This is a genomic window from Micromonospora zamorensis, from assembly GCF_900090275.1.
Classification (GTDB): domain Bacteria; phylum Actinomycetota; class Actinomycetes; order Mycobacteriales; family Micromonosporaceae; genus Micromonospora; species Micromonospora zamorensis.
The window spans coordinates 2,713,849-2,732,532 of the sequence record NZ_LT607755.1; the positions used below are offsets into that span (position 1 = coordinate 2,713,849).

Here is an 18,684-nt window from a genome sequence, read left to right on the forward strand (position 1 = left end):
GCGGGCGGATGTCACCGCCCGCCCCGGACTCCCACTCTGGATCAGCGGGCCGGCCCGGCCACCGACCAGGCCGGGCTCCGTCGCTCAGCCAGTGAGGACGAACCTCTCCCAGGAGCCGACCGACGTGCGGTTGGCGATCAACGCCCCCGCCCCGGCGTCCTCGGCGGCCACGATCTGGTTGTTGGCCAGTGCCCGCAGGCCGACCGTCCCGTCCGAGTTGGTGATGATCTGGAAGGTCTCCCACGGTCCGACCGTCGTGCGGTTCGCGATCAACGGCTCCGCGCCCTCGTTCTCGGCGCAGACGTACAGCCCGTTGGCGCGTGACCGGAGGGCGATGTTGCCGTTGCCGGCGTCCACCCGGTCGAACTGCTCGGTCGTCGAGACGCTGGCCTTGTTGGCGATCAGCGGGTTGGTGCCGACCGCCGACACGTACTGGTTGTTGACCTGCGCCCGCAGCGTGATCCCCCCGCTGGGGGTGGTGGTGCCGGTGGTGAAGGTGAACGCGTCGACGTCGAACAGGTTGCCCGTGCCGCCCTTGAACACCAGGTACAGCGAGGTCGACGCGCTGGGCGGGTTGCTGATGGCGGTGGAGACGTCGACGAAGGTCTCCCAGCTACCGGTCACCGGCACCGTGGCGGTGCCCAGCAGGGATCCGGTCGCGGAGCCGGCACGGACCTCGATGGTGCCGCCAGCGCCGGCCGAGGAGACCCGGGCGGTGAACCGGGTCGCGTTGGACAGGTTGTACGGCTGGTACGAGATCCAGTCGTTGTTCTCGATGAACCCGGCGGTACGGCCACCCTCGGCGTTGGTGTGGTCGGTGGCCTGGACGCCGGACTGGGCGCTGAAGTGCTCACCCTGCCGGTGCTTCGGTTGCAGGGTCTTGATGCTGTGCGTGGTGAGCCCACCGTTGTCGGTGTAGGCGGCGTCGAAGACGCCGTAGATGTTGGCCGCCGAGTCGTGCTCCCCGTCGGTCGGCACGGTGATCGAGCCGCTGCACCCGTTCTTCGAGGTGATCTGGTGGGCGTGGCTGTCGTGGCCCAACGCGTACGTCAGGCTGACCTTGGAGCAGTCGATCGTGCCGTCCTGCGGGTCGCTCACCGAGATCTGGTAAGGCACCGTGTCACCGAAGTTGAACAACTGCCCGTCGGTGGGCGCGGTCAGCGTCACCGTCGGGGCCGTGTTGCCGACGGTGATGACCAGGCTCGCCGTGCCGGACAGGCCGGTCGGGTCGGTGACCTTCAACGTGGGGGAGTACGTGCCGTTCGTGGTGTACGTCTTGGTGGGGTTGGCCGCCGTCGACGTGGTGCCGTCACCGAACGTCCACAGGTAGCTCAGCGCCCCACCCTCGGGGTCGGCGCTGCCGGCCGACGAGAAGGTGACAGTCAACGGGTTGGCCCCCGACGTGGGGTTCGCCGAGGCGACAGCGATCGGGCTGCGGTTGCCACCACCGATGTACTCGATCCGGAACAGCGCCTGGTTGTTCGAGCCGGTGCCGTAGTCCAGCACGTAGAGCGCGCCGTCCGGGCCGAAGGCCATGTCCATGACCTGCGTGCCGCTCCACGGGAAGTTGGAGATCTCCCCCCGGGAGCCGTCGGAGTTGACCGCGATGGCCTTGATCCAGCGGCGGCCGTACTCGCCGGCGAAGAACTGGCCGTTCAGCGACGCCGGGAACTTGATGCTGGAGTTGAGCGAGGCGTCGTACCGGTAGACCGGCCCACCCATCGGTGACTCCGAGCCGCTGCCGAACTCCGACGGTGAGCCGGAGTCACCCGCGTACTTGATCCAGGCCGGCTTCGCCGCGGGCAGCGTGCCGAGCCCGGTGTTGCGGAACGAGTTGTTCGTCGGCCCGCCCGTGCAGTTGTACTTGGACTGCGACGGCCCGGACGGGAAGGTGTATTCATTGTATGTTTCCGTGCTGGTGTTGGCGCCCGTGCAGTACGGCCAGCCGTAGTTGCCGGGCGCCGCGATGCGGTTGAACTCGACCTGACCCGACGGGCCACGGCTGGAGTTCGTGCTCCCGGCGTCGGGGCCGTAGTCGCCGAGGTAGACGACACCGGTCGCCTTGTCGACGCTCATCCGGAACGGGTTGCGCAGACCCATCGCGTAGATCTCCGGACGGGTGCCCGACGTGCCGGGCGCGAACAGGTTGCCCGACGGGATGGTGTACGTGCCGTCCGCCTGCGGCTTGATCCGCAGCACCTTGCCCCGCAGGTCGTTGGTGTTGCCCGCCGAGCGTTGGGCGTCGAACTGTGGGTTGCGGTTGGTCCGCTCGTCCAGCGGCGCGTAGCCGGACGACTCGAACGGGTTGGTGTCGTCGCCGGTGGTCAGGTACAGGTTGCCGGCGGCGTCGAAGTCCAGGTCACCGCCGACGTGGCAGCACTGCCCACGGTCGTTGGCGACCTGGAGCACGATCTTCTCGCTGCCAAGGTTGAGCGTGTCGTCGCTGTTGAGCGTGAACCGGGACAGCCGCAGGTGCCCCTTCCACCGGTCCCAGTCAGACTGCGAGCCGGTGGTCGGTGCGTCCCCGGACGGCGTGCTCAACGTGGGCGAGTAGTACAGGTAGATCCACCGGTTGCTGGCGAAGTTGGGGTCGACGGCGACGCCCTGCAACCCCTCCTCGTCGTGGGTGTAGACCGACAGGGTGCCGGACACCTTGGTGTTGCCGGCCACGTCGGTCACCCGCAGCACACCGTTGCGGGCGGTGTGGAGCACCGAGCGGTTGGGCAGCACGGCCAGGGACATGGCCTCACCCAGCTCGGCCGAGCCGGTGGCGAGTTTGACCTGCTGATAGTCGGAGGCGGGAATGACCGCCGCCTGGGCGGTCGACGGTGCGGCCACAGCCAGGGTCACGCTCGCGACGGTGGTGACCGCCGCGAGGAGAGCCCGGGGCCAGCGCCGGGGGTACGAAAGCATGATCGTCCTTTCTCGACGACCGGTGGACGGGCGCGCGGGGGCGCACCACGACCAGATGGGGATCGTGGGGAACGTGCGGGGGACCAGGTCAGCCGGTGACGAGGTCGAACTTCTCCCACTGACCGATGGAGGTCCGGTTGGCGATCAGCGCGGAGGCGCCCGCGTTCTCGGCGGCGACGTAACGGTTGTTCACAGTGGCCCGCAGGCTCACCGTGCCGTCGGAGTTGCGCACGAGCTGGAACGTCTCCCACGCGCCGGCGGTGGCCCGGTTGGCGATCAGCGCGGCGGCACCGGCGTTCTCGGCGGCGACGAACTGCCCGTTGCCCTTGGAGCGCAGCGCCACGTTGCCGTTGGCGAGGTTGACCAGGTCGAACCGCTCGGTGGTGCCGACGCTGCTGCGGTTGGCGATCAGCGCGGTGGTGGCGTTGAGCGCGCTGACGTACTGGTTGTTGGCCCGGGCCCGCAGCGTGGAGCCGCTCGGCGGCGGAGTCGTGGTGCGCGGCGAGCAGTCTGCCGTGACGGAGCCCGCGGCGACCTGGAGGCCGCCGAGCAGCATCCGGGTGAAGTTCGGGTCGGTGTACGACGCCTCGGTGTGCCCGAGGCCCGTGTACCAGGCCCGTCCACCGCCGTACGCCTTGCACCAGGTGATCGGGTGGTCGCCGCTCATGTTGCCGCCGCTGTAGGACGACTCGTCGAGGCTGGCCAGGACCCGCGCGCTGGACCGGGGGTTGGTGCGGTAGTTGTACCACTCGTCGGAGCGGACCCAGGTGTCGCTCAGGTGGGCGGTCGACGGGTTCGTCCGGTCCTCGATCTTCACGGTCGCGGTCTGGATCGCCGGGTGCGAGTCGAACCATGCACCGACCAGCGAGCCGTACCACGGCCAGCTGTACTCGGTGTCGGCGGCTGCGTGCACGCCGACGTACCCGCCACCAGCGGCGATGTACGACTCGAAGGCCGTCTGCTGGCTGGCGTTGAGGACGTCACCGGTCGTCGACAGGAAGACCACCGCCTGGTACTGGGCCAGGTTGCTGGTGGTGAACTGGGCGGCGTCCTCGGTCGAGGTCACGGTGAAGCCGTTGGCGGAGCCGAGCTGCTGGATCGCGGCGATGCCGTTCGGGATGGACGAGTGTCGGAAGCCGGCGGTCTTGCTGAACACCAGGACCTTGGTCAGCGGTGCCGCCGAGGCCGGCGTCGGAAGGGCCACCAGGCTGGTCAGGAACACAGCGAGGCCGGTGACGAGTGCTAACAGACGGGGACGGGAACGCATGCTCTTGCTCCTCTGCTGAGCGTCGACCCGGGCGCGCGTCACGGAGCTGTGGGGGCTCGCCGGGGCCGAGATGGCGGTGGTACGGAGCCGGGCCGCCGATGCTCGGCTGAGATGGTGCGGGGTGGTGCCGTGCCGGTGGGGATCGTCCTGCGGGGGAGCGCGACGCTGCGCAGTGCGGGTTGCCGTGCCGGGTGCTCCCCGCCCGCCGAGGGGGGAGCGTCGCATCGCTGCCGACAGTGCCAGGAGACGGCTGGCGCGACGGCGACGACGCGTTCACGATGGCAGCGACGACGACCTCAGCCGGCCAATGTGGACGATCGAAGCTCATCGACATGCATCGCTGACGCAGTAAACCTCCGATGTCTGCGCTCCGTCAAGCCCGTGCCCGCCGGCTACCACCCACTGGACGGTGCCACCGGGACTCTTCAGTCCGGTACGGCCGCAGGCGCGAGCGCCAGCTGTTTGATCTGGCGCAGCATCAGCGCGGTCTCGACGGTGCGGATGCCGTCCAGCGCGCCGATCTTGTCGTTCAGGTACGCGTACAGCTCCTCGGTGCCCCGGCACCGGACGGCAGCGATGATGTTGGCCTGGCCGGTGGCCGCGGCGGCGAATTCTACCTCCGCGTGCTCGGCGAGCGCGTGCCCGGCCGCGGCCAGCGCGGACGGCGCCACGGTCAGCCACAGCATCGCGCCGATCTCGCGGCCCACGTGTTCCGGCAGATACTGCACGGCGAAGTAGAGCGCGCCGTTGCCGCGCAGCCGATCCAGGCGGCGCCGCACCACGTCCTCGGACTGGCCGCACGCTCTCTGCAGGTCGGCGAGGCCGGTCCGGCCATCCCGGAACAGCGCGGCGAGCAGCGCCTCGTCGGTGTCGTCGACCGTGACGGTGCCCGGGGCGGCCGCGTCCAGCGGCGCGGGGCGCAGCGCCGCCTCCTGCTCGGCGCTGAGGGCGTTGGCCTTCTGCAGCCAGCGCAGGGGACCGCCGTAGAAGCGGTGCAACAGGCAGTGTGCGCTGAACCCGATCACCCGTGGGGTGCGCTGCAACCGGCCCAGCAGCAGTTCGTCGCGGGCGGCGCGACTGCGGGGCCTTATCTCGCAGACCACCTCACTGCCGCCGGAGATCAGCGCGACGTAGGAGGTGTCCGGGCGGCGGGCGAGGGCGTCGGCCAGCCGTTCGGACATGTCCGGGGTGCACCGGAGCCGGACGATCCAGTTGGAGCGGCCGACGCGGCTCTCGTCGGTCATGCCCAGCACGCGTAGCCCTGCCTGGGTTTGCAGGCGGCGGAAACGGCGGGCGACGGTCTGGTCCGAGACGCCGAGGGCGGCGGCGATCCGGCTGAAGGGGGCGCGACCGTCGAGTTGCAGGGCCTGCAGCAGTTGCAGGTCGAGCTGGTCCAGGGAAGGAGTCACGGTCTTCCTGATCGTCGTCGGCGTCACCAGCGTAGGAGCCGGTGACGCCGCCGTCCTTCGGTTGGCGAGGTCAGGCCGGGACGGATTCGGGTCGCTGGGCGGCTGGCTGTGGGCCGCGTACCGGGCGCGGGTGGCCCAGCAGGAGGACCGCGGCCAGGGCGGCGATGAGCATCAGCGTGGCCGACACGCTCAGGGACAGGTGGAAGCCGTCGAGGAACGCCTTGTCGAGGGCGTTCAGAGCGACGTCCCGCTGAGCGCCGTAGTCGACGGCGGCGACCGCCTGGAAGCCACTGTCGTCCATCGCCGCGGTCGCGGCCTGCCGGTGGTCATCGCTGACCGCGGCGTCGGCGAGGTGTCCGGGCAGGGAGCTGGCCGCCCTGCTGGTCAGCAGGGCGCCCAGGACGGCGGGGCCGAGCGCGCCGCCGACCTGGCGGAAGGCGTTGTTCGCCGCCGCGGCCATGCTGGCCAGCTGGAACGGTACGGAGCTGACCGCGGTCGCGGTCATCGGGGTCAGCACCGCGCCGAGGCCCAGCCCGAACAGCGCGAGCCGCCAGCTCAGCTGCCCGAAGGACGTGTCGGCGTCGACGCCGCTGAGGAGGAAAAGGGCGATCGCCGCGATGAACAGGCCGGCGCTGAGCAGCCAGCGCACGTGCACGCGGTGCATGAGGCGGCCGATCAGCGGCCCCACGACGACCGGGACCGCCGTGTTGGTCAGCAGCCGCAGCGCCGCTTCCATGGTCGACAGCTGCTGGACCAGGCCGAGGTAGAGGCTGAGCACGAAGATGCTGCCGATCACGCCCATGAAGCTGACGGCGGCGATCACGGCGGTGGCGTTGAACCCGCGGCTGGCGAACAGGGCGGGGCTCAGCATCGGCGAGTTGCTCCGCCGCTCGATCACGAGGAACGCGGCGAGGCTGAGCGCGGCCACGGCGAACGCCAGGAGCACGACGGGGTCGGTGAACGAGCCGGCGCCGCCCTCGATGACGGCGAAGACCAGAGCGACGATGGCCAGGGCGGCGGTGATCTGTCCCGGCCAGTCCAGGTGCCGCTTTCCCGGCGCCCGCGAGTCGGTCACCAGCGGAATGGCGATCAGGGCGGTGAGCAGGGCGAGCGGGATGGCCGGTAGGTAGATCCACCGCCAGGACGCGTGCTCGAGGATCGCCCCCGCGAGGAGTGGGCCGAGCGCGAGGGCGAGCATCAGGGAGGTGGCCCAGAGACTGATGTACCGGCCGCGCTTCCTCGGGTCCGGCACGGCGTGGCTGATCAGCGCCAGCGTGGCGGGCAGCAGAGCGGCCGCGCCCACGCCGGCCAGCGCCTGGCCGACCCAGACCATCGCGATCGACTGCGCCGACAGCGCGACGGACGCGCCGATCGCGCAGAACAGCAGGCCGGCCTGGAAGACCTTCTTGCGCCCGTGCACGTCGCCGAAGACGCCGGCGGTCAGGATCAGGGCGGCCATCGGCAGGACGAAGGCGTCCGACACCCAGGACAGGTCGGCGGTCGACGCGTTCAGCCCTCGTTGAATCGCCGGCAGGCTCACCGACACCGTCGTCACCGGCAGATATGCGACGAACACCCCCAGGCAGGCCATGACGAGTGTCGCGCCGAGCCGGTCTCCCGACGCCTTGTCCGTTGTTGCCATCTGCGCGCAGCTCCTCTTCGGCGGACCGGGTGTCCGGCCGACGTGTCAGCATCCGTGCCGTTGAGGTGCGTCGCCCGCCGATCGCGTCGAATCCCGGAATACCGACGGATCGGCCCCCGGAGGCGAGGCTTTCCGACATTCCCGGACGGCCAGCGGGAGCTGAGCCCGTGGGCGAACCGGAGGCACGAAGGCCCTGGGGACTCTGCGGGGATCGGAGAGCGGGGTCAGGTGCCGGTGCTGGTCCGGTGGCCCCGGTGCGCCGCCGCAGGAGCGGCCGCGGCGAGTGCGGTCCGGACGGTTTCCGCCATCGGGTCGCCCGGATGCTCGATCCAGTGCTGGACGGCGACCCGGAGGATGGCCAGGAAGGTCGCGGCCAGGAGGCGGGAGCGCAGTGCCACGTCGTCGTCGGTGAGCCGGTGGGCGAGTTCCGCGGCCAGCTCGCGCTCGATCGCGGCGTACGCCGCCACCTGGTGTGGGGCCAGACCGGGGTGCCCGCGCAGCTTCCGGCGTTGGGTCAGCCAGGAGGGCTCGGAACCGCCGAAGACCTCCTCGGTGAGGCGCTCGGCTGCCCGGCTCAGGACGGTCCACGGCGCCTCGTCGACGGGCTGTTCGCGGATCAGCTGCAACAGCCGGTGCAGGCGCATGGTGTCGCCGTGGAAGAGGGCCTGCTCCTTGTTCGAGAAGTAGTTGGAGAAGGTTCGCCGCGAGACGTTGGCGGCGTCGGCGATGGCCTCGACCGTCACCGCGTCGATGCCCTCGTCGGCGGCGAGACGGAGGGCCGCCTCGTGCAGGGCGAGACGGGTGGCCGCCTTCTTGCGCTCCCGCAGACCGGTCGTCTCGTCCATCGCACCGAGGGTACGTGCGGGTGAGCGACTTCTCAATGAGCAAACTTGCCTAGTGGGCAAGATCGGTGAATGCTTGCTTGAGGCAACCAACTCTTGTGTGGGAGCAGACGTGGAAAGCGGCGCTCGTGAACTCGGCCTTCGCCTGTACGACCTGGTCAGAAGCGTTCGACTGCTGAAGCAGCGCCGGGCTGACGAACGCCCGGCGATTCCGGCGGGCATGCTCGGCATGCTCGTGCAGATCGATCAGCTCTCCAGCGACTGCCACGCCCGCGACCTGGCCGACCGCACTCGGCTGGACGCGTCGACCGTCAGCCGCTCGGTCGCGGCGCTCGTCGCGCACGGCCTGGTCGAGCGGCGGCCGGACCCGACCGACAGGCGGGCGACCTTCCTGGCGGTCACCCCGGCCGGCCGTGCCGCCCTGGCCGACAGCCACCGCTGGTACGGCGAGGTGCTCGAACGAGCGCTCGCCGACTGGACTCCCGACGAGGTGGCGGCGCTCAGTGCCGCCCTCGGCCGGTTCACCGGCGACATCGAGGTCGCCCTCGGAAACAACGACAACGACAACCTGGAGGCCGCGCGATGAGCGCACCCACCATCACGGCCGGCGCTGAGCCGATGACCCATCGGCGGACACTGGAAGCGCTCAGTGGCCTGCTGCTGGTGCTCTTCGTCGCGATGCTGAGCAGCACGGTCGTCTCGACCGCGCTTCCGAAGATCATCGGATCGCTGAACGGCTCGCAGACCCAGTACACCTGGGTGGTCACCGCGACCCTGCTCACCGCGACGGCAACCACCCCGATCTGGGGCAAACTGGCCGACCTGTTCAACAAGAAGACCCTCATCCAGGTCGCCATCGTGGTCTTCCTGGTGGGCTCGGTCATCGCGGGCTTCTCGCAGAGCGCCGGCCAGCTCATCGCCGCCCGCGCGTTCCAGGGCATCGGGGTCGGCGGCCTGCAGGCCCTCGTCCAGGTGGCGATCGCGGCCATGATCCCGCCGCGCGAGCGGGGCCGCTACAACGGCTACCTCGGTGGAGTCATGGCCGTCGCGACGGTCGGCGGTCCGCTGCTCGGCGGCCTCATCGTCGACACGTCCTGGCTCGGCTGGCGCTGGTGCTTCTTCGTCGGCGTGCCGGTGGCCGCCATCGCGCTGATCCTGCTCCAGGCCACCCTGCACCTGCCGACCGCACGGCGCGAGAACGTCAAGATCGACTACCTGGGTGCCAGTCTCATCGCCGCTGGCGTCAGTCTGCTGCTGATCTGGATCTCCTTCGTCGACAGCTCGTTCGCCTGGGCCTCCTGGCAGACCGCGGCCATGGTGGGCGGCACGCTCGTCCTGCTGGCACTGGCGGTCTGGGTCGAGTCGCGCGCTGCCGAGCCGGTCGTCCCGCTCGGCATCGTGCGTCAGCACACCACCGCGCTGGCCATCCTCGGCAGCCTCGCGGTCGGCATGGCCATGTTCGGCGGTGCTGTCTTCCTCGGCCAGTACTTCCAGATCGGCCGCGGCTACAGCCCGACCGAGGCAGGCCTGCTCACCATCCCGATGATGGCCGGCGTCCTCGGCTCCTCGATCGTCGCCGGTCGGCTGATCACCAAGAGCGGAAAGATCAAGCCGTACATCGTCGCCGGCTCGATCCTCCTCGTCGCCGGGTTCGCCCTGCTCGGCACCATCGACCACGAGACGTCGCTCGTCCTGGTCGGCGCCGCCATGTTCATCGTCGGTGTCGGCGTCGGTATGACCATGCAGAACCTCGTTCTCGCCGTCCAGAACACGGTCTCGCTCAAGGACATCGGGGCGGCCAGTTCCAGCGTCGCGTTCTTCCGGTCGCTCGGCGGCACCATCGGCGTCTCCGTTCTCGGCGCCGTCCTCGCCCGCCGGGTCAGCGACCAGATCACCCACGACCTCGCCGCCGCCGGGATCCCCACCTCCGGCAGCGCGGGTGGCAGCAGCAACCTCAACATCACCGCCCTGCCTGAGCAGGTCCAGGACATTGTCCGGGCCGCGTACGGTGACGCCACCGGACACATCTTCCTCATCTCCGCCGCCATCGGGGTCGTCGGCATCGTCGCCGCGCTCCTGCTCAAGCCGATCACCCTGCGGACCAGCCTCGACCTGCCGGACGCCGCCACGTCGACCGCCGTCGCCGCCGACGCGATCGACGGCGCACCCGCCTTCGACCAGGTGCGCACCGACACCACGCACGACGGACCGACCCCCCGACGCTGACGTCGGGCCGTCCGACCCGGGGCCGCCGCCGTCCGAAGACGGCGGCGGCCCCGTTCTGTCCAGCCAGGACCGGTACGAGCGAACGTCACCGAATCGAGGGGTCTGTGGATACCGCGGAGCTGCCAGCGGCGCGGCCGGCGGCACCCGCCCGGCGAGCCGCCGCACTGCGCCGGGCTCTCCGTGAGCTGGGGCTCGTCGCCGCACTGTTTCTCATCTACAAGGCGGCTCGGGTGGCGGGAGCCGACCGGGTGTCGACCGCTGTGGGAAACGGGGAGTGGATCTGGCGGTTGGAGCGCCTGTTCCACCTGCCCGACGAGGCCGCCTTCCAACGCCCGGTGCTCTCCCACGAGCTGTTGGTGCACCTGGCCAACGGCTACTACGCGTACGTGCACTTCCCCGCCACGGTCCTCTGTCTGGTCTGGCTGTACGTACGACACCCCGTGCGTTATCTCTGGACGCGTCGCATGCTCGCCGGGCTCACCGCGGCCGCACTGGCGCTGCACTTCCTGGTCCCGCTGGCACCGCCGCGACTGACCGCCCTGACCGGCATGGTGGACACGGGCAGCCGCTACGGGCCCGCCGTCTACGGCCCACCCGACACGGACGCGTTGAGCAACCAGTACGCCGCCATGCCCTCCCTGCACGTCGGCTGGGCCCTCGCCGTGGCCGTCGCGCTCATCGCGGTGACCGGCGGGCGCCTGCGGTGGCTGTGGCTGGCGCACCCGCTCGCCACCCTGCTGGTGGTGGTGACCACTGGCAACCACTACTGGCTCGACGGCATCGTCGCGGCCGTGCTGCTCGCCATCGTCTGCCTGGTGCTGCCCAGGCCCCGCGCCGGCGACCAGCCCACCCACCCGCCGACGCGGCGCCCGGGCGGATGGCCCCGCCAGCGCGTACCGGCTCCGCAGGCGCCGCCCGGTCACCCACCCCGGCGAGCCGACGCTGGTGACGTCGTGCGAACGCCATGACCGTTGGTGTGCTCGTCAGCCGGTCGGCTCCGGTTCACGTGCCTGCCAGCTCAGGCGGTCGCGGTGCAGCCGTTGCACGGCTGCCCAGCCGAACGTGAACGGTAGGGCACCCATGGCGACCAGTCCCAGGACGCCCGATCCGGTCACGTCGAAGACGGCGCCCACGTCGCCGAACAGTTGGGCGACGGTCTGGAAGGCCACGTGGAATCCGATGCCCGCCCAGATGTCGCCGGTGGCGACCCGGAAGCCACCCAGGAGCAGAGCGAAGACGAAGAACAGCAGCAGTCTGTCGGGGGAGGTGGCGGCGCCGACCAGGAACCCGAACAGGGTGAACAACACGGACTGACCGAGGACGGCCTGCCAGGCCGGTAACCGGGTGGCGAGGTTGCGCTGAAGGTAGCCGCGGAAGACGAGTTCTTCCGGCAGCGCCTCGTACAGGAAGACGAGGACGACCAGCAGCGCCGCCACGCCCAGGACGTGCGCCGCGGAGGTGCGCAGGCGGATCTCGACCCAACCGAAGCCGAGGCAGAGCGCGAACCCCACGGCGGCGGGGATGAGCCAGCAGGCCATGCCGAGCAGCAGTCGTCGCCAACCGGTGCGCACGGAGGGCAGCCCGAGACCGGTCCAGGGGCGACGGTCGAGCAGGCGACGGGCGGCCACCACCAGGGGGACGACGAGCACCGTCGTGAGGATGGCCCTGGCCACATGGGTCGGGCGGTCGTAGTCGCCATCGAGAAGAGCCCCGACAAGCAGCCACACCAGCACCGCGCCGACGGACACGACGAGGACCCGCCAGGGCAGGGCGAGACGAGGTCCGGCGCTCACCACGCGCAGCGTAGCCAGCGGTGGCAAGGGCGACCGGTCAGCGACCGAGGACGAGGTAGGCGAGGCCGAGAACGCCGCGATAGCCGTCGACGTACTCGCGCAGGCGGTCGTCGAGTTCCGCGCGGACGTCGGCCGCCCGGGGGTCCTCCGGGTAGCTGAGCAGCCACTCCTGGCGGCCCGCCAGCCAGGTGGATTCGAAGTCGTCCCATTCCCGTTGGTCGGCGGTGCTCAGGTGCAGCACCCGCCATCCCCGGTCACGGGCGGCCTCGACGAGCCCCGGCAGATCCGTGACCTCCGCTCCGAAGGTCTGCTCGACAGCCGGCGTGGGGGGACGTTCCCAGTACGCCTCACCGAACAGCAGCCTTCCGCCGGGCCGGACCACCCTGGCGAGGGCGTCGAGGGCGGCGTCGGTGCCACCGAAGGCGTGCGCCGAGCCGATGCAGAGGACCCGGTCGGCGGGCTCCTGCCAGGCCGCCGCTTCGCCCATCACGAAGGCGACGTGCCGGTTCAGGGACCGCCCCGCGGCCAGCCGCCGCCCCCGGGCGAGGGCAGCGTCGTCGGTGTCGACGCCGACGCCCCTCGTCGCGACCGGGCCGGACACGCCTCCGGCGGCGACCGCCCGCAGCAGCAGCTCACCCCAGCCGCAGCCGAGGTCGAGCACGCGCGCGCCCGGGCGGACGTCGAGTCGTTGCAGCAGCAACGCCGCGTGCTCCTGCGACAGCGGAGTGTTCCAGCGCATCCGGGCGTAGCGGCTGGCGGCGAGGTGGTCGGTTGACTGCATGCGTTGAGGGTGTCAAGGCGTGATCGTCGGCGTGCGCCGGGTCCGACACTCCGGCGTACGGCAGGATCGGTCAGATGGGCGCGCAGCAGGCGGGGCCGTTTCGGCGGCCGACCCCGCAGGAGGTGGCGGCGGCGGCCGGCCGGGGCCTCGCGGACGTGATCGGCCCCGGCCTGCGGGTGTTGTTCTGTGGCTTCAACCCGGGCCTCTATTCCGCCGCCGTGGGGTTGCCCTTCGCCCGCAAAGGCAGCCGGTTCTGGCCGGCCCTGCACGGCGGCGGCTTCACCGACCGGGAGCTGCACCCGTGGGAACACGACGAGCTGCTGCGCCAGGGCCTGGGCATCACCAGCCTGAGCAACCGGGCCACCGCCCGCGCCGACGAACTGACGTCGGCGGAGCTGGTGGCCGGCGTGACGGGGTTGGCGGTGAAGGCGCAGCGGTACCGGCCGCGGTGGGTGGCCATCCTCGGGGTGACCGCGTACCGGATCGCCTTCGTCCGACCCCGGGCCGGGCTGGGTCCGCAGCCGGACCGGCTGGGCCCGGCCCGGCTCTGGGTGCTGCCCAACCCCAGCGGTCTGAACGCGCACTTTCCGCTGCCGGCGTTGACCGCCGAGTTTGGCAAGCTGCGCCAGGAGATCGACGGTTAGGCGTGCGGGGTGGACGCCTCGGCGGCCAGCGCCTGGTAGTAGGGCTGAATCGTGGGGTGGTAGTCGTCGAACTGGGGGAGGGGTGAGCCGTCCCGGGAGGCGACCAGCATGTCCAGGTAGTACTCCCAGCCGGCGCCGACCTCGGCGATGCCCTCCACGCTGGTGAGGTGCTGGACGAACCGCAGCTCGGTGGTGCCGTCGGTCTCGGTCAGCACCATCTCCAGCAGCCAGGTCCCGTAGCTGTCGATCATCGACACGGCGAGGCGTCGCTCTGGTTCGCACGCGTCGATGCGCACGTCACACCAGGGCTGCTGCTCCTCGTACGCCATCTGAACCTGGATGGTCCGTCCGGGCGCGGCGTCGCCCTTCCAGGGGCCGAACCAGCGGGCCGTGCGCTCCGACTCGGTCAGGCTGGCCCAGACGTCCGTCGCCGGGGCGCGGAACGTCCGGGTCAGGACGAGATCGTGGCCGGTGGCGGTGCGAAACAGGCGTCCGGCGGGTGTACGGGTCATGCCGTGTGCTCCCTTCGGTGCTCCGCCGGGCCGCGGCTGCGGCGCTCTCGGCGGGTGCGATAGACCTCGGTCTCCAACGCGTCGAGGTGCCGCTCCCACCGGTCGGGGGCCGCGAGTGCGGCGAGCCAGTCGACCAGCGGGGCGAGCGGGCGCGGATCGAATCGGTAGATCCTCTGTCGGCCGACCATCTCATCGTGCACCAGACCGCTCTCGCGCAGCAGCCGCAGGTGGCGGCTGATCGCGGGTCGGCTGATCACGAATCGCTGGGCGATGTCACCCGCGGACAACGGCTCGTCGCGCAGCAGGGTCAGGATGTGCCGTCGTACCGGATCCGCGATCGCGGTGGCCACCTCGTTCACCTGGGAAGCGTAACCTATCGGTTACGGGTTAGCGTGGTGAAGGCCACGGACGGCCGCATTTCGCCGCGTCGATGGTGGGCACATGATCACTTGACCTGGCACTCTGTAAGGCATGGCCGCCCTCCTTCGCTCCCGCTTGACCGACTGGACGTTTGTCGTACCTGTGCTCGCCGTCCTGATATTGATGGTCACCTGGGGGCGGAGCCTGCCTGGGCCCGTCATCGTGCTCGTCGCGGTGCTGCTGGGCGGCGCGGTGCTCGCGGCCGTGCACCACGCGGAGGTGGTCGCCCACCGGGTGGGGGAGCCGTACGGGTCCCTGGTGCTCGCCGTCGCGGTCACCGTGATCGAGGTGGCCCTGATCGTCACGCTCATGATCAGCGGGCCGGAGAAGACCCAGTCGCTCGCCCGCGACACCGTCTTCGCCGCCGTCATGATCACCTGTAACGGGATACTCGGCCTGTCCCTGCTGCTCGGGGCGCTGCGCCGCCGAGTGGCCGTGTTCAACCCGGAGGGCACCGGCGGTGCGCTGGCCACCGTGATCACCCTGGCCACCCTGAGCCTGGTCATCCCCAGCTTCACCACGGCCCGCCCCGGCCCGGAGTTCAGCCCGGCCCAACTCGTCTTCGCCGCCGTCGCGTCGCTGGCCCTGTACGGGCTGTTCGTGCTCGTGCAGACCGGCCGGCACCGCGACTACTTCCTGCCGGTCGACAGCCGGGGCAAGGTCATCGAGACGGAGGAGCACGCCAAACCGCCCACGACCCGCGCCGCGCTGGTGAGCCTGGGCCTGCTGTTGGTGGCGCTGGTCGCGGTGGTCGGCGACGCCAAGACGGTCTCCCCGACCATCGAGGCCGGGGTCGCGGCGGCGAACCTGCCGCACGCGTTTGTCGGCGTGATCATCGCCCTGCTGGTGCTGCTGCCGGAGACCCTGGCCGCCGCCCGCGCCGCCCGCCGAGACCGCGTCCAGACCAGCCTGAACCTCGCGCTCGGCTCCGCGATGGCCAGCATCGGCCTGACCATCCCGGCCATCGCGATCGCCTCGATCTGGCTGGACGGCCCGCTGCTGCTCGGCCTAGGCGGCACCCAGCTCGCGCTGCTCGCGCTGACCGCCGTGACCGCGGTGCTGACCGTCGTGCCGGGTCGGGCCAACGTGCTGCAGGGTGGCGTACACCTGGTGTTGATGGCCGCCTTCGTCTTCCTGGCCGCGAGCCCCTGACCGTCACACGTTGCCGCCCGCGAGGCGGTCCGCGCGGGCGTTCAGGTAGCGCTGCTGCGCCAGGTTCGTCGACCGCGACGCCGCCATCCGGTACGCCTCCCGCGCCGCGACCCGCTCACCGACCAGCTCCCAGAGGTGGGCGCGGGCGGCCGGCAGCCGTGGGTCGTCGGCCAGTCGGGGATCGTCGGCCAGGTCGGCGAGCAGCGCCAAGCCGGCCGACGGCCCGCGGCTCATCGCCACCGCCACCGCGTGGTTGAGCGCCACCACCGGGTTGTCGGACATGCCGAGCAGCACCTCGTACAGGGCGGTGATCTGCGGCCAGTCGGTCGCCGCCGCACTGGACGCCTCGTCGTGCACCGCCGCGATGGCCGCCTGGAGCTGGTAGGGCCCGACGACCCCGCGCGGCAGCGCCCCGGTGATCAGCTCGACCCCCTCGGCGATCTGGTCGGCCCGCCACCGGCTCCGGTCCTGCTCGGCCATCGGCACCAACTCGCCGTGCGGCCCGAGCCGGGCCGGCGCGCGGGCGTCGGTGAGCAGCATCAACGCGAGCAGCCCGGTGACCTCGGGATCGTCGGGCAGCAGCCGGTGCACCAGGCGGGTCAGCCGGATCGCCTCGGCGGTCAGGTCGGCGCGCAGCAACCCGGGGCCGGCCGTGCGCGCGTACCCCTCCGTGAAGATCAGGTAGAGCACGTGCAGCACGGCGGCGAGCCGGTCCGCGCGCTCCGGGCCGGTCGGCGGCGCGAACCGCAGTCCACTGTCGCGGATCCGTTGCTTTCCCCGGCTGATCCGCCGGGTCATCGTCGCCTCCGGCACCAGGAACGCACGCGCCACCTCGGCGGTGCTCAGCCCGCCCACGGCGCGCAGCGTGAGCGCAATCTGCGACGCCGGCGACAGCGCCGGGTGGCAGCACAGGAAGAGCAGGATGAGCGTGTCGTCCGCGTCGGCCGTCGGCTGGTCAGCCGCCGGAGCGCGCCACTGCTCCGGCAGCACCCACCGCGCCACCGTGTCCTCCCGCCGCCTGCGGGCCTGCTCCCGGCGCAGCAGGTCGGTCAGCCGGCGGGACGCGACGGTGATCAACCAGCCGCGCGGGTTGTCCGGTACGCCGTCGCGCGGCCAACCGCCCGCCGCCGCGATCAGCGCCTCCTGCACCGCGTCCTCGGCGGTGTCGAAATGCCCGTAGCGACGTACCAGCGCGCCGAGGACCTGCGGCGCCAGCTCGCGCAGCAGGTCCTCGACAGGTGTCTGCGGCACCGGTCAGCCGGCCAGGTCCTCGATGCCCTCCAGCACCGGCCGCACGTCCACGTACCCGCCGGGGGCGTTGGGGTCGACCAGGCCGGCGGCGATCTCGGTGGCCCGGTCGAAGCTGGCGCACTCCACGATCGTGTAACCCGCCAGGACCTCCTGCGTCTCCGGGTACGGCCCGTCGGTGACCACGGGTGCGCCCTCGCGTACCTGCACCCGGCGCGCGTGCACGGGCTCGCTCAAGCCCTGGGCGTCGACCAGCTCCCCGGACTCGGCCAGCGCCTGGTGGAACGTCTCCATGTGCTGGTGCATCGCCGCGATCTGCTCGGCCGACATCGCGGGCCGGTCGGAAGCCCGCCCCGACAACACGTCGTAGTCCTGCTGCGATCCGTAGAGCAGAATCATGTACTTCACGGGTGCTCCCTCCTGTTGGCTGGTGCCGCCGCGGCACCGCCTCACCAGAAACGTCGAACCCAACCCCCAACCCCGGACACCCGCCCCACCCCCAACCCCACCACCCCACCCCGGCCCGCCCCGGTGATCAAGAGCTTTCCGTCACGACACGCCGGGCGGGCTGACGCAAAGTTCTTGATCACCGGGGCGGGGCAACAGGGACAAGTCAACGGGTGGTGGGTGGGGGTTAGCTTGGCGGGATGGGGACTGTGTGGGTGGTGCTGGGGATCGTTGTGGTGGTGGCTGGTTCCGCGTTCGGGGTTGTGGTTCGGCGGGGGCGGGGGACCCGGGTCGGTGGGGTTGGGGGCGACGAGCCGGTGGCTGGGCGGGATGCCCGGGTGCGGCAGCAGCGGTACGAGGCCGAGCGGCACGGCGACCAGGGTGGCACCTGGCAGCGCGGTCGCGAGTCGGGCGGTTGAGCGTCACTGCCCGTAGGACCCGCCCGGGCAGTGCCGCCGGTTGGAGCCGCCGCCCGTAAAGCCCGCCGCCCGTCGAGCCCGCCGCCGTGAACCGTCCGGTCGCGCCGCGCGTGAAACCGGTGACGGGGCGTTTCGGTCGCATCGTCGGGGTACTACCACCGCGAGCACCGATGTCTGGGGAGGCACAGTGGGCACACGGTCGAGGCGCGATGCCCGGGGTCCGGTGGCCGCCCTGCTGATCGCCGCGCTGGTGTCACTCGCCTGTGCGGGCGGCGGGCTGGCCGAGCCGGAGGGCGAGCGTCCCACCCCGGGCCGGTCGCAGGCATCCCCGGGGCCGAGCACCACCCGGGCCGACAGCACCACCAGCGTCGCCGAGTTCGAGCAGGACGTCGCCGACGCGCAGGAGATCGCCGAGCGCTACTGGGCGGCCCAGTTCAAGGAGTCCGGGCAGCGGTTCCAACCCATCCGGCGGATCACCCCCTACCAGCGGGCGGGTGAGGTGTCCTGCGGTGGTCAGCCGTTGCCCCGCAACAACGCCGTCTACTGCTCGCAGGGCGACTTCATCGCGTACGACGTCGCCTGGTCCGTGGCGGCGTTCCGCCAGGTCGGCGACGCGTTCGTGTTCTACCTGCTCGGCCACGAGTACGCGCACGGCATCCAGGTGCGCCTCGGCATCAACTACAGCTTCACGATCCAGCAGGAGTTGCAGGCCGACTGCATGGCCGGGGCGTACCTCGGCGACTCGGTGCGTGCCGGCGCGCTGACCCTGGCCGAAGGCGACCTGGACGAGTTCCGCGAGGGGGTGGCGGCGGTCGGCGACGACCCCGACCAACCGTGGTTCGCGGAGGGCTCGCACGGCACCGCCGAGCAGCGCACCGACTCGTTCTTCCGCGGCTACGAGCGCTCCCTGGAGGCCTGCGACCTGGGCTGAACGGGTTGCCCGGATCACGTCGGCACCCGTCGCGGCCG

General features: G+C 71.3%; 18 protein-coding genes. 7 read left to right on the forward strand and 11 right to left on the reverse strand.

The window, feature by feature from the left end:
* Positions 1–84: 84 nt before the first annotated feature.
* The 5 genes from GA0070619_RS11695 to GA0070619_RS11715 all read right to left on the reverse strand — a co-directional run bounded on the left by GA0070619_RS11695 (position 85) and on the right by GA0070619_RS11715 (position 8,076).
* Positions 85–2,913: a PQQ-dependent sugar dehydrogenase gene (locus GA0070619_RS11695; protein ID WP_088948085.1), complete on the reverse strand. Its 2,829-nt coding sequence runs from the start codon at positions 2,911–2,913 to the stop codon at positions 85–87.
* An 88-nt stretch (positions 2,914–3,001) separates the two neighbouring features.
* Entirely contained in the window at positions 3,002–4,180 is a 1,179-nt protein-coding gene (locus GA0070619_RS11700) for a ThuA domain-containing protein (protein ID WP_088948086.1), read from the reverse strand.
* A 425-nt stretch (positions 4,181–4,605) separates the two neighbouring features.
* Positions 4,606–5,589, reverse strand: a complete 984-nt coding sequence (locus GA0070619_RS11705; protein WP_197699638.1) for an Lrp/AsnC family transcriptional regulator — start codon at positions 5,587–5,589, stop codon at positions 4,606–4,608.
* Between the two features lie 70 nt (positions 5,590–5,659).
* Positions 5,660–7,231, reverse strand: a complete 1,572-nt coding sequence (locus tag GA0070619_RS11710) for an MFS transporter (RefSeq protein ID WP_088948087.1) — start codon at positions 7,229–7,231, stop codon at positions 5,660–5,662.
* A 224-nt stretch (positions 7,232–7,455) separates the two neighbouring features.
* Positions 7,456–8,076, reverse strand: a complete 621-nt coding sequence (locus tag GA0070619_RS11715; protein ID WP_088948088.1) for a TetR/AcrR family transcriptional regulator — start codon at positions 8,074–8,076, stop codon at positions 7,456–7,458.
* A gap of 109 nt (positions 8,077–8,185) precedes the next feature.
* Between GA0070619_RS11715 and GA0070619_RS11720 the strand changes: the two genes are divergently transcribed.
* The 3 genes from GA0070619_RS11720 (at position 8,186) to GA0070619_RS11730 (ending at position 11,267) form a co-directional block, all read left to right on the forward strand.
* Positions 8,186–8,659, forward strand: coding sequence for a MarR family winged helix-turn-helix transcriptional regulator (locus GA0070619_RS11720; protein ID WP_231927381.1), 474 nt, complete (start codon positions 8,186–8,188; stop codon positions 8,657–8,659).
* The gene (locus tag GA0070619_RS11725) at positions 8,656–10,299 is read left to right on the forward strand and encodes an MDR family MFS transporter (RefSeq protein ID WP_088948089.1); all 1,644 of its coding nucleotides are present in this window, start codon (positions 8,656–8,658) and stop codon (positions 10,297–10,299) included. Before GA0070619_RS11720 ends, GA0070619_RS11725 begins: the two co-directional genes overlap by 4 nt.
* 104 nt (positions 10,300–10,403) lie before the next feature.
* Positions 10,404–11,267, forward strand: coding sequence for a phosphatase PAP2 family protein (locus GA0070619_RS11730; protein WP_231927382.1), 864 nt, complete (start codon positions 10,404–10,406; stop codon positions 11,265–11,267).
* A 15-nt stretch (positions 11,268–11,282) separates the two neighbouring features.
* Here GA0070619_RS11730 and GA0070619_RS11735 read toward each other — a convergent pair whose 3' ends face one another.
* Positions 11,283–12,092, reverse strand: coding sequence for a CPBP family intramembrane glutamic endopeptidase (locus tag GA0070619_RS11735; RefSeq protein WP_157743980.1), 810 nt, complete (start codon positions 12,090–12,092; stop codon positions 11,283–11,285).
* A gap of 37 nt (positions 12,093–12,129) precedes the next feature.
* Entirely contained in the window at positions 12,130–12,873 is a 744-nt protein-coding gene (locus GA0070619_RS11740) for an SAM-dependent methyltransferase (RefSeq protein WP_088948091.1), read from the reverse strand.
* Between the two features lie 74 nt (positions 12,874–12,947).
* Here GA0070619_RS11740 and mug point away from each other — a divergent pair, with 74 nt between their 5' ends.
* A complete protein-coding gene (gene mug / locus GA0070619_RS11745; protein ID WP_088948092.1) occupies positions 12,948–13,517 on the forward strand; it encodes a G/U mismatch-specific DNA glycosylase in 570 nt (189 codons plus the stop codon).
* On the opposite strand, the gene GA0070619_RS11750 is transcribed toward mug, so the two are convergent.
* Positions 13,514–14,029 (reverse strand): SRPBCC family protein, encoded by a 516-nt coding sequence (locus GA0070619_RS11750; protein WP_088948093.1) that lies wholly within the window; start codon positions 14,027–14,029, stop codon positions 13,514–13,516. The two genes, mug and GA0070619_RS11750, sit on opposite strands and share 4 nt — an antisense overlap.
* On the reverse strand, positions 14,026–14,388 hold the full coding sequence (locus GA0070619_RS11755; protein WP_172862031.1) for a metalloregulator ArsR/SmtB family transcription factor: 363 nt from the start codon (positions 14,386–14,388) through the stop codon (positions 14,026–14,028). The genes GA0070619_RS11750 and GA0070619_RS11755 overlap by 4 nt, the downstream gene beginning before the upstream one ends.
* Before the next feature lie 112 nt (positions 14,389–14,500).
* On the opposite strand from GA0070619_RS11755, the gene GA0070619_RS11760 reads away from it, so the two are divergent.
* Positions 14,501–15,601, forward strand: a complete 1,101-nt coding sequence (locus GA0070619_RS11760; RefSeq protein WP_088948095.1) for a calcium:cation antiporter — start codon at positions 14,501–14,503, stop codon at positions 15,599–15,601.
* Positions 15,602–15,604: 3 nt separating this feature from the next.
* Here GA0070619_RS11760 and GA0070619_RS11765 read toward each other — a convergent pair whose 3' ends face one another.
* Positions 15,605–16,852 (reverse strand): RNA polymerase sigma factor, encoded by a 1,248-nt coding sequence (locus GA0070619_RS11765; protein ID WP_088948096.1) that lies wholly within the window; start codon positions 16,850–16,852, stop codon positions 15,605–15,607.
* A gap of 3 nt (positions 16,853–16,855) precedes the next feature.
* Complete coding sequence (locus GA0070619_RS11770; protein ID WP_231927465.1) at positions 16,856–17,248, reverse strand: YciI family protein; 393 nt, start codon at positions 17,246–17,248, stop codon at positions 16,856–16,858.
* A 248-nt stretch (positions 17,249–17,496) separates the two neighbouring features.
* Here GA0070619_RS11770 and GA0070619_RS11775 point away from each other — a divergent pair, with 248 nt between their 5' ends.
* The gene (locus tag GA0070619_RS11775) at positions 17,497–17,715 is read left to right on the forward strand and encodes a hypothetical protein (protein ID WP_157743981.1); all 219 of its coding nucleotides are present in this window, start codon (positions 17,497–17,499) and stop codon (positions 17,713–17,715) included.
* A gap of 187 nt (positions 17,716–17,902) precedes the next feature.
* A complete protein-coding gene (locus tag GA0070619_RS11780) occupies positions 17,903–18,646 on the forward strand; it encodes a neutral zinc metallopeptidase (protein ID WP_088948099.1) in 744 nt (247 codons plus the stop codon).
* The last annotated feature ends 38 nt before the right edge of the window (positions 18,647–18,684 follow it).

Coding starts and splice junctions, on each gene's coding strand:
- GA0070619_RS11695 (WP_088948085.1), bottom strand. CDS start 2,913: ATGCTTTCGTACCCCCGGCGCTGGCCCCGGGCTCTCCTCGCGGCGGTC.
- GA0070619_RS11700 (WP_088948086.1), bottom strand. CDS start 4,180: ATGCGTTCCCGTCCCCGTCTGTTAGCACTCGTCACCGGCCTCGCTGTG.
- GA0070619_RS11710 (WP_088948087.1), bottom strand. CDS start 7,231: ATGGCAACAACGGACAAGGCGTCGGGAGACCGGCTCGGCGCGACACTC.
- GA0070619_RS11715 (WP_088948088.1), bottom strand. CDS start 8,076: ATGGACGAGACGACCGGTCTGCGGGAGCGCAAGAAGGCGGCCACCCGT.
- GA0070619_RS11725 (WP_088948089.1), top strand. CDS start 8,656: ATGAGCGCACCCACCATCACGGCCGGCGCTGAGCCGATGACCCATCGG.
- GA0070619_RS11740 (WP_088948091.1), bottom strand. CDS start 12,873: ATGCAGTCAACCGACCACCTCGCCGCCAGCCGCTACGCCCGGATGCGC.
- mug (WP_088948092.1), top strand. CDS start 12,948: ATGGGCGCGCAGCAGGCGGGGCCGTTTCGGCGGCCGACCCCGCAGGAG.
- GA0070619_RS11750 (WP_088948093.1), bottom strand. CDS start 14,029: ATGACCCGTACACCCGCCGGACGCCTGTTTCGCACCGCCACCGGCCAC.
- GA0070619_RS11760 (WP_088948095.1), top strand. CDS start 14,501: ATGGCCGCCCTCCTTCGCTCCCGCTTGACCGACTGGACGTTTGTCGTA.
- GA0070619_RS11770 (WP_231927465.1), bottom strand. CDS start 17,248: ATGATTCTGCTCTACGGATCGCAGCAGGACTACGACGTGTTGTCGGGG.
- GA0070619_RS11775 (WP_157743981.1), top strand. CDS start 17,497: ATGGGGACTGTGTGGGTGGTGCTGGGGATCGTTGTGGTGGTGGCTGGT.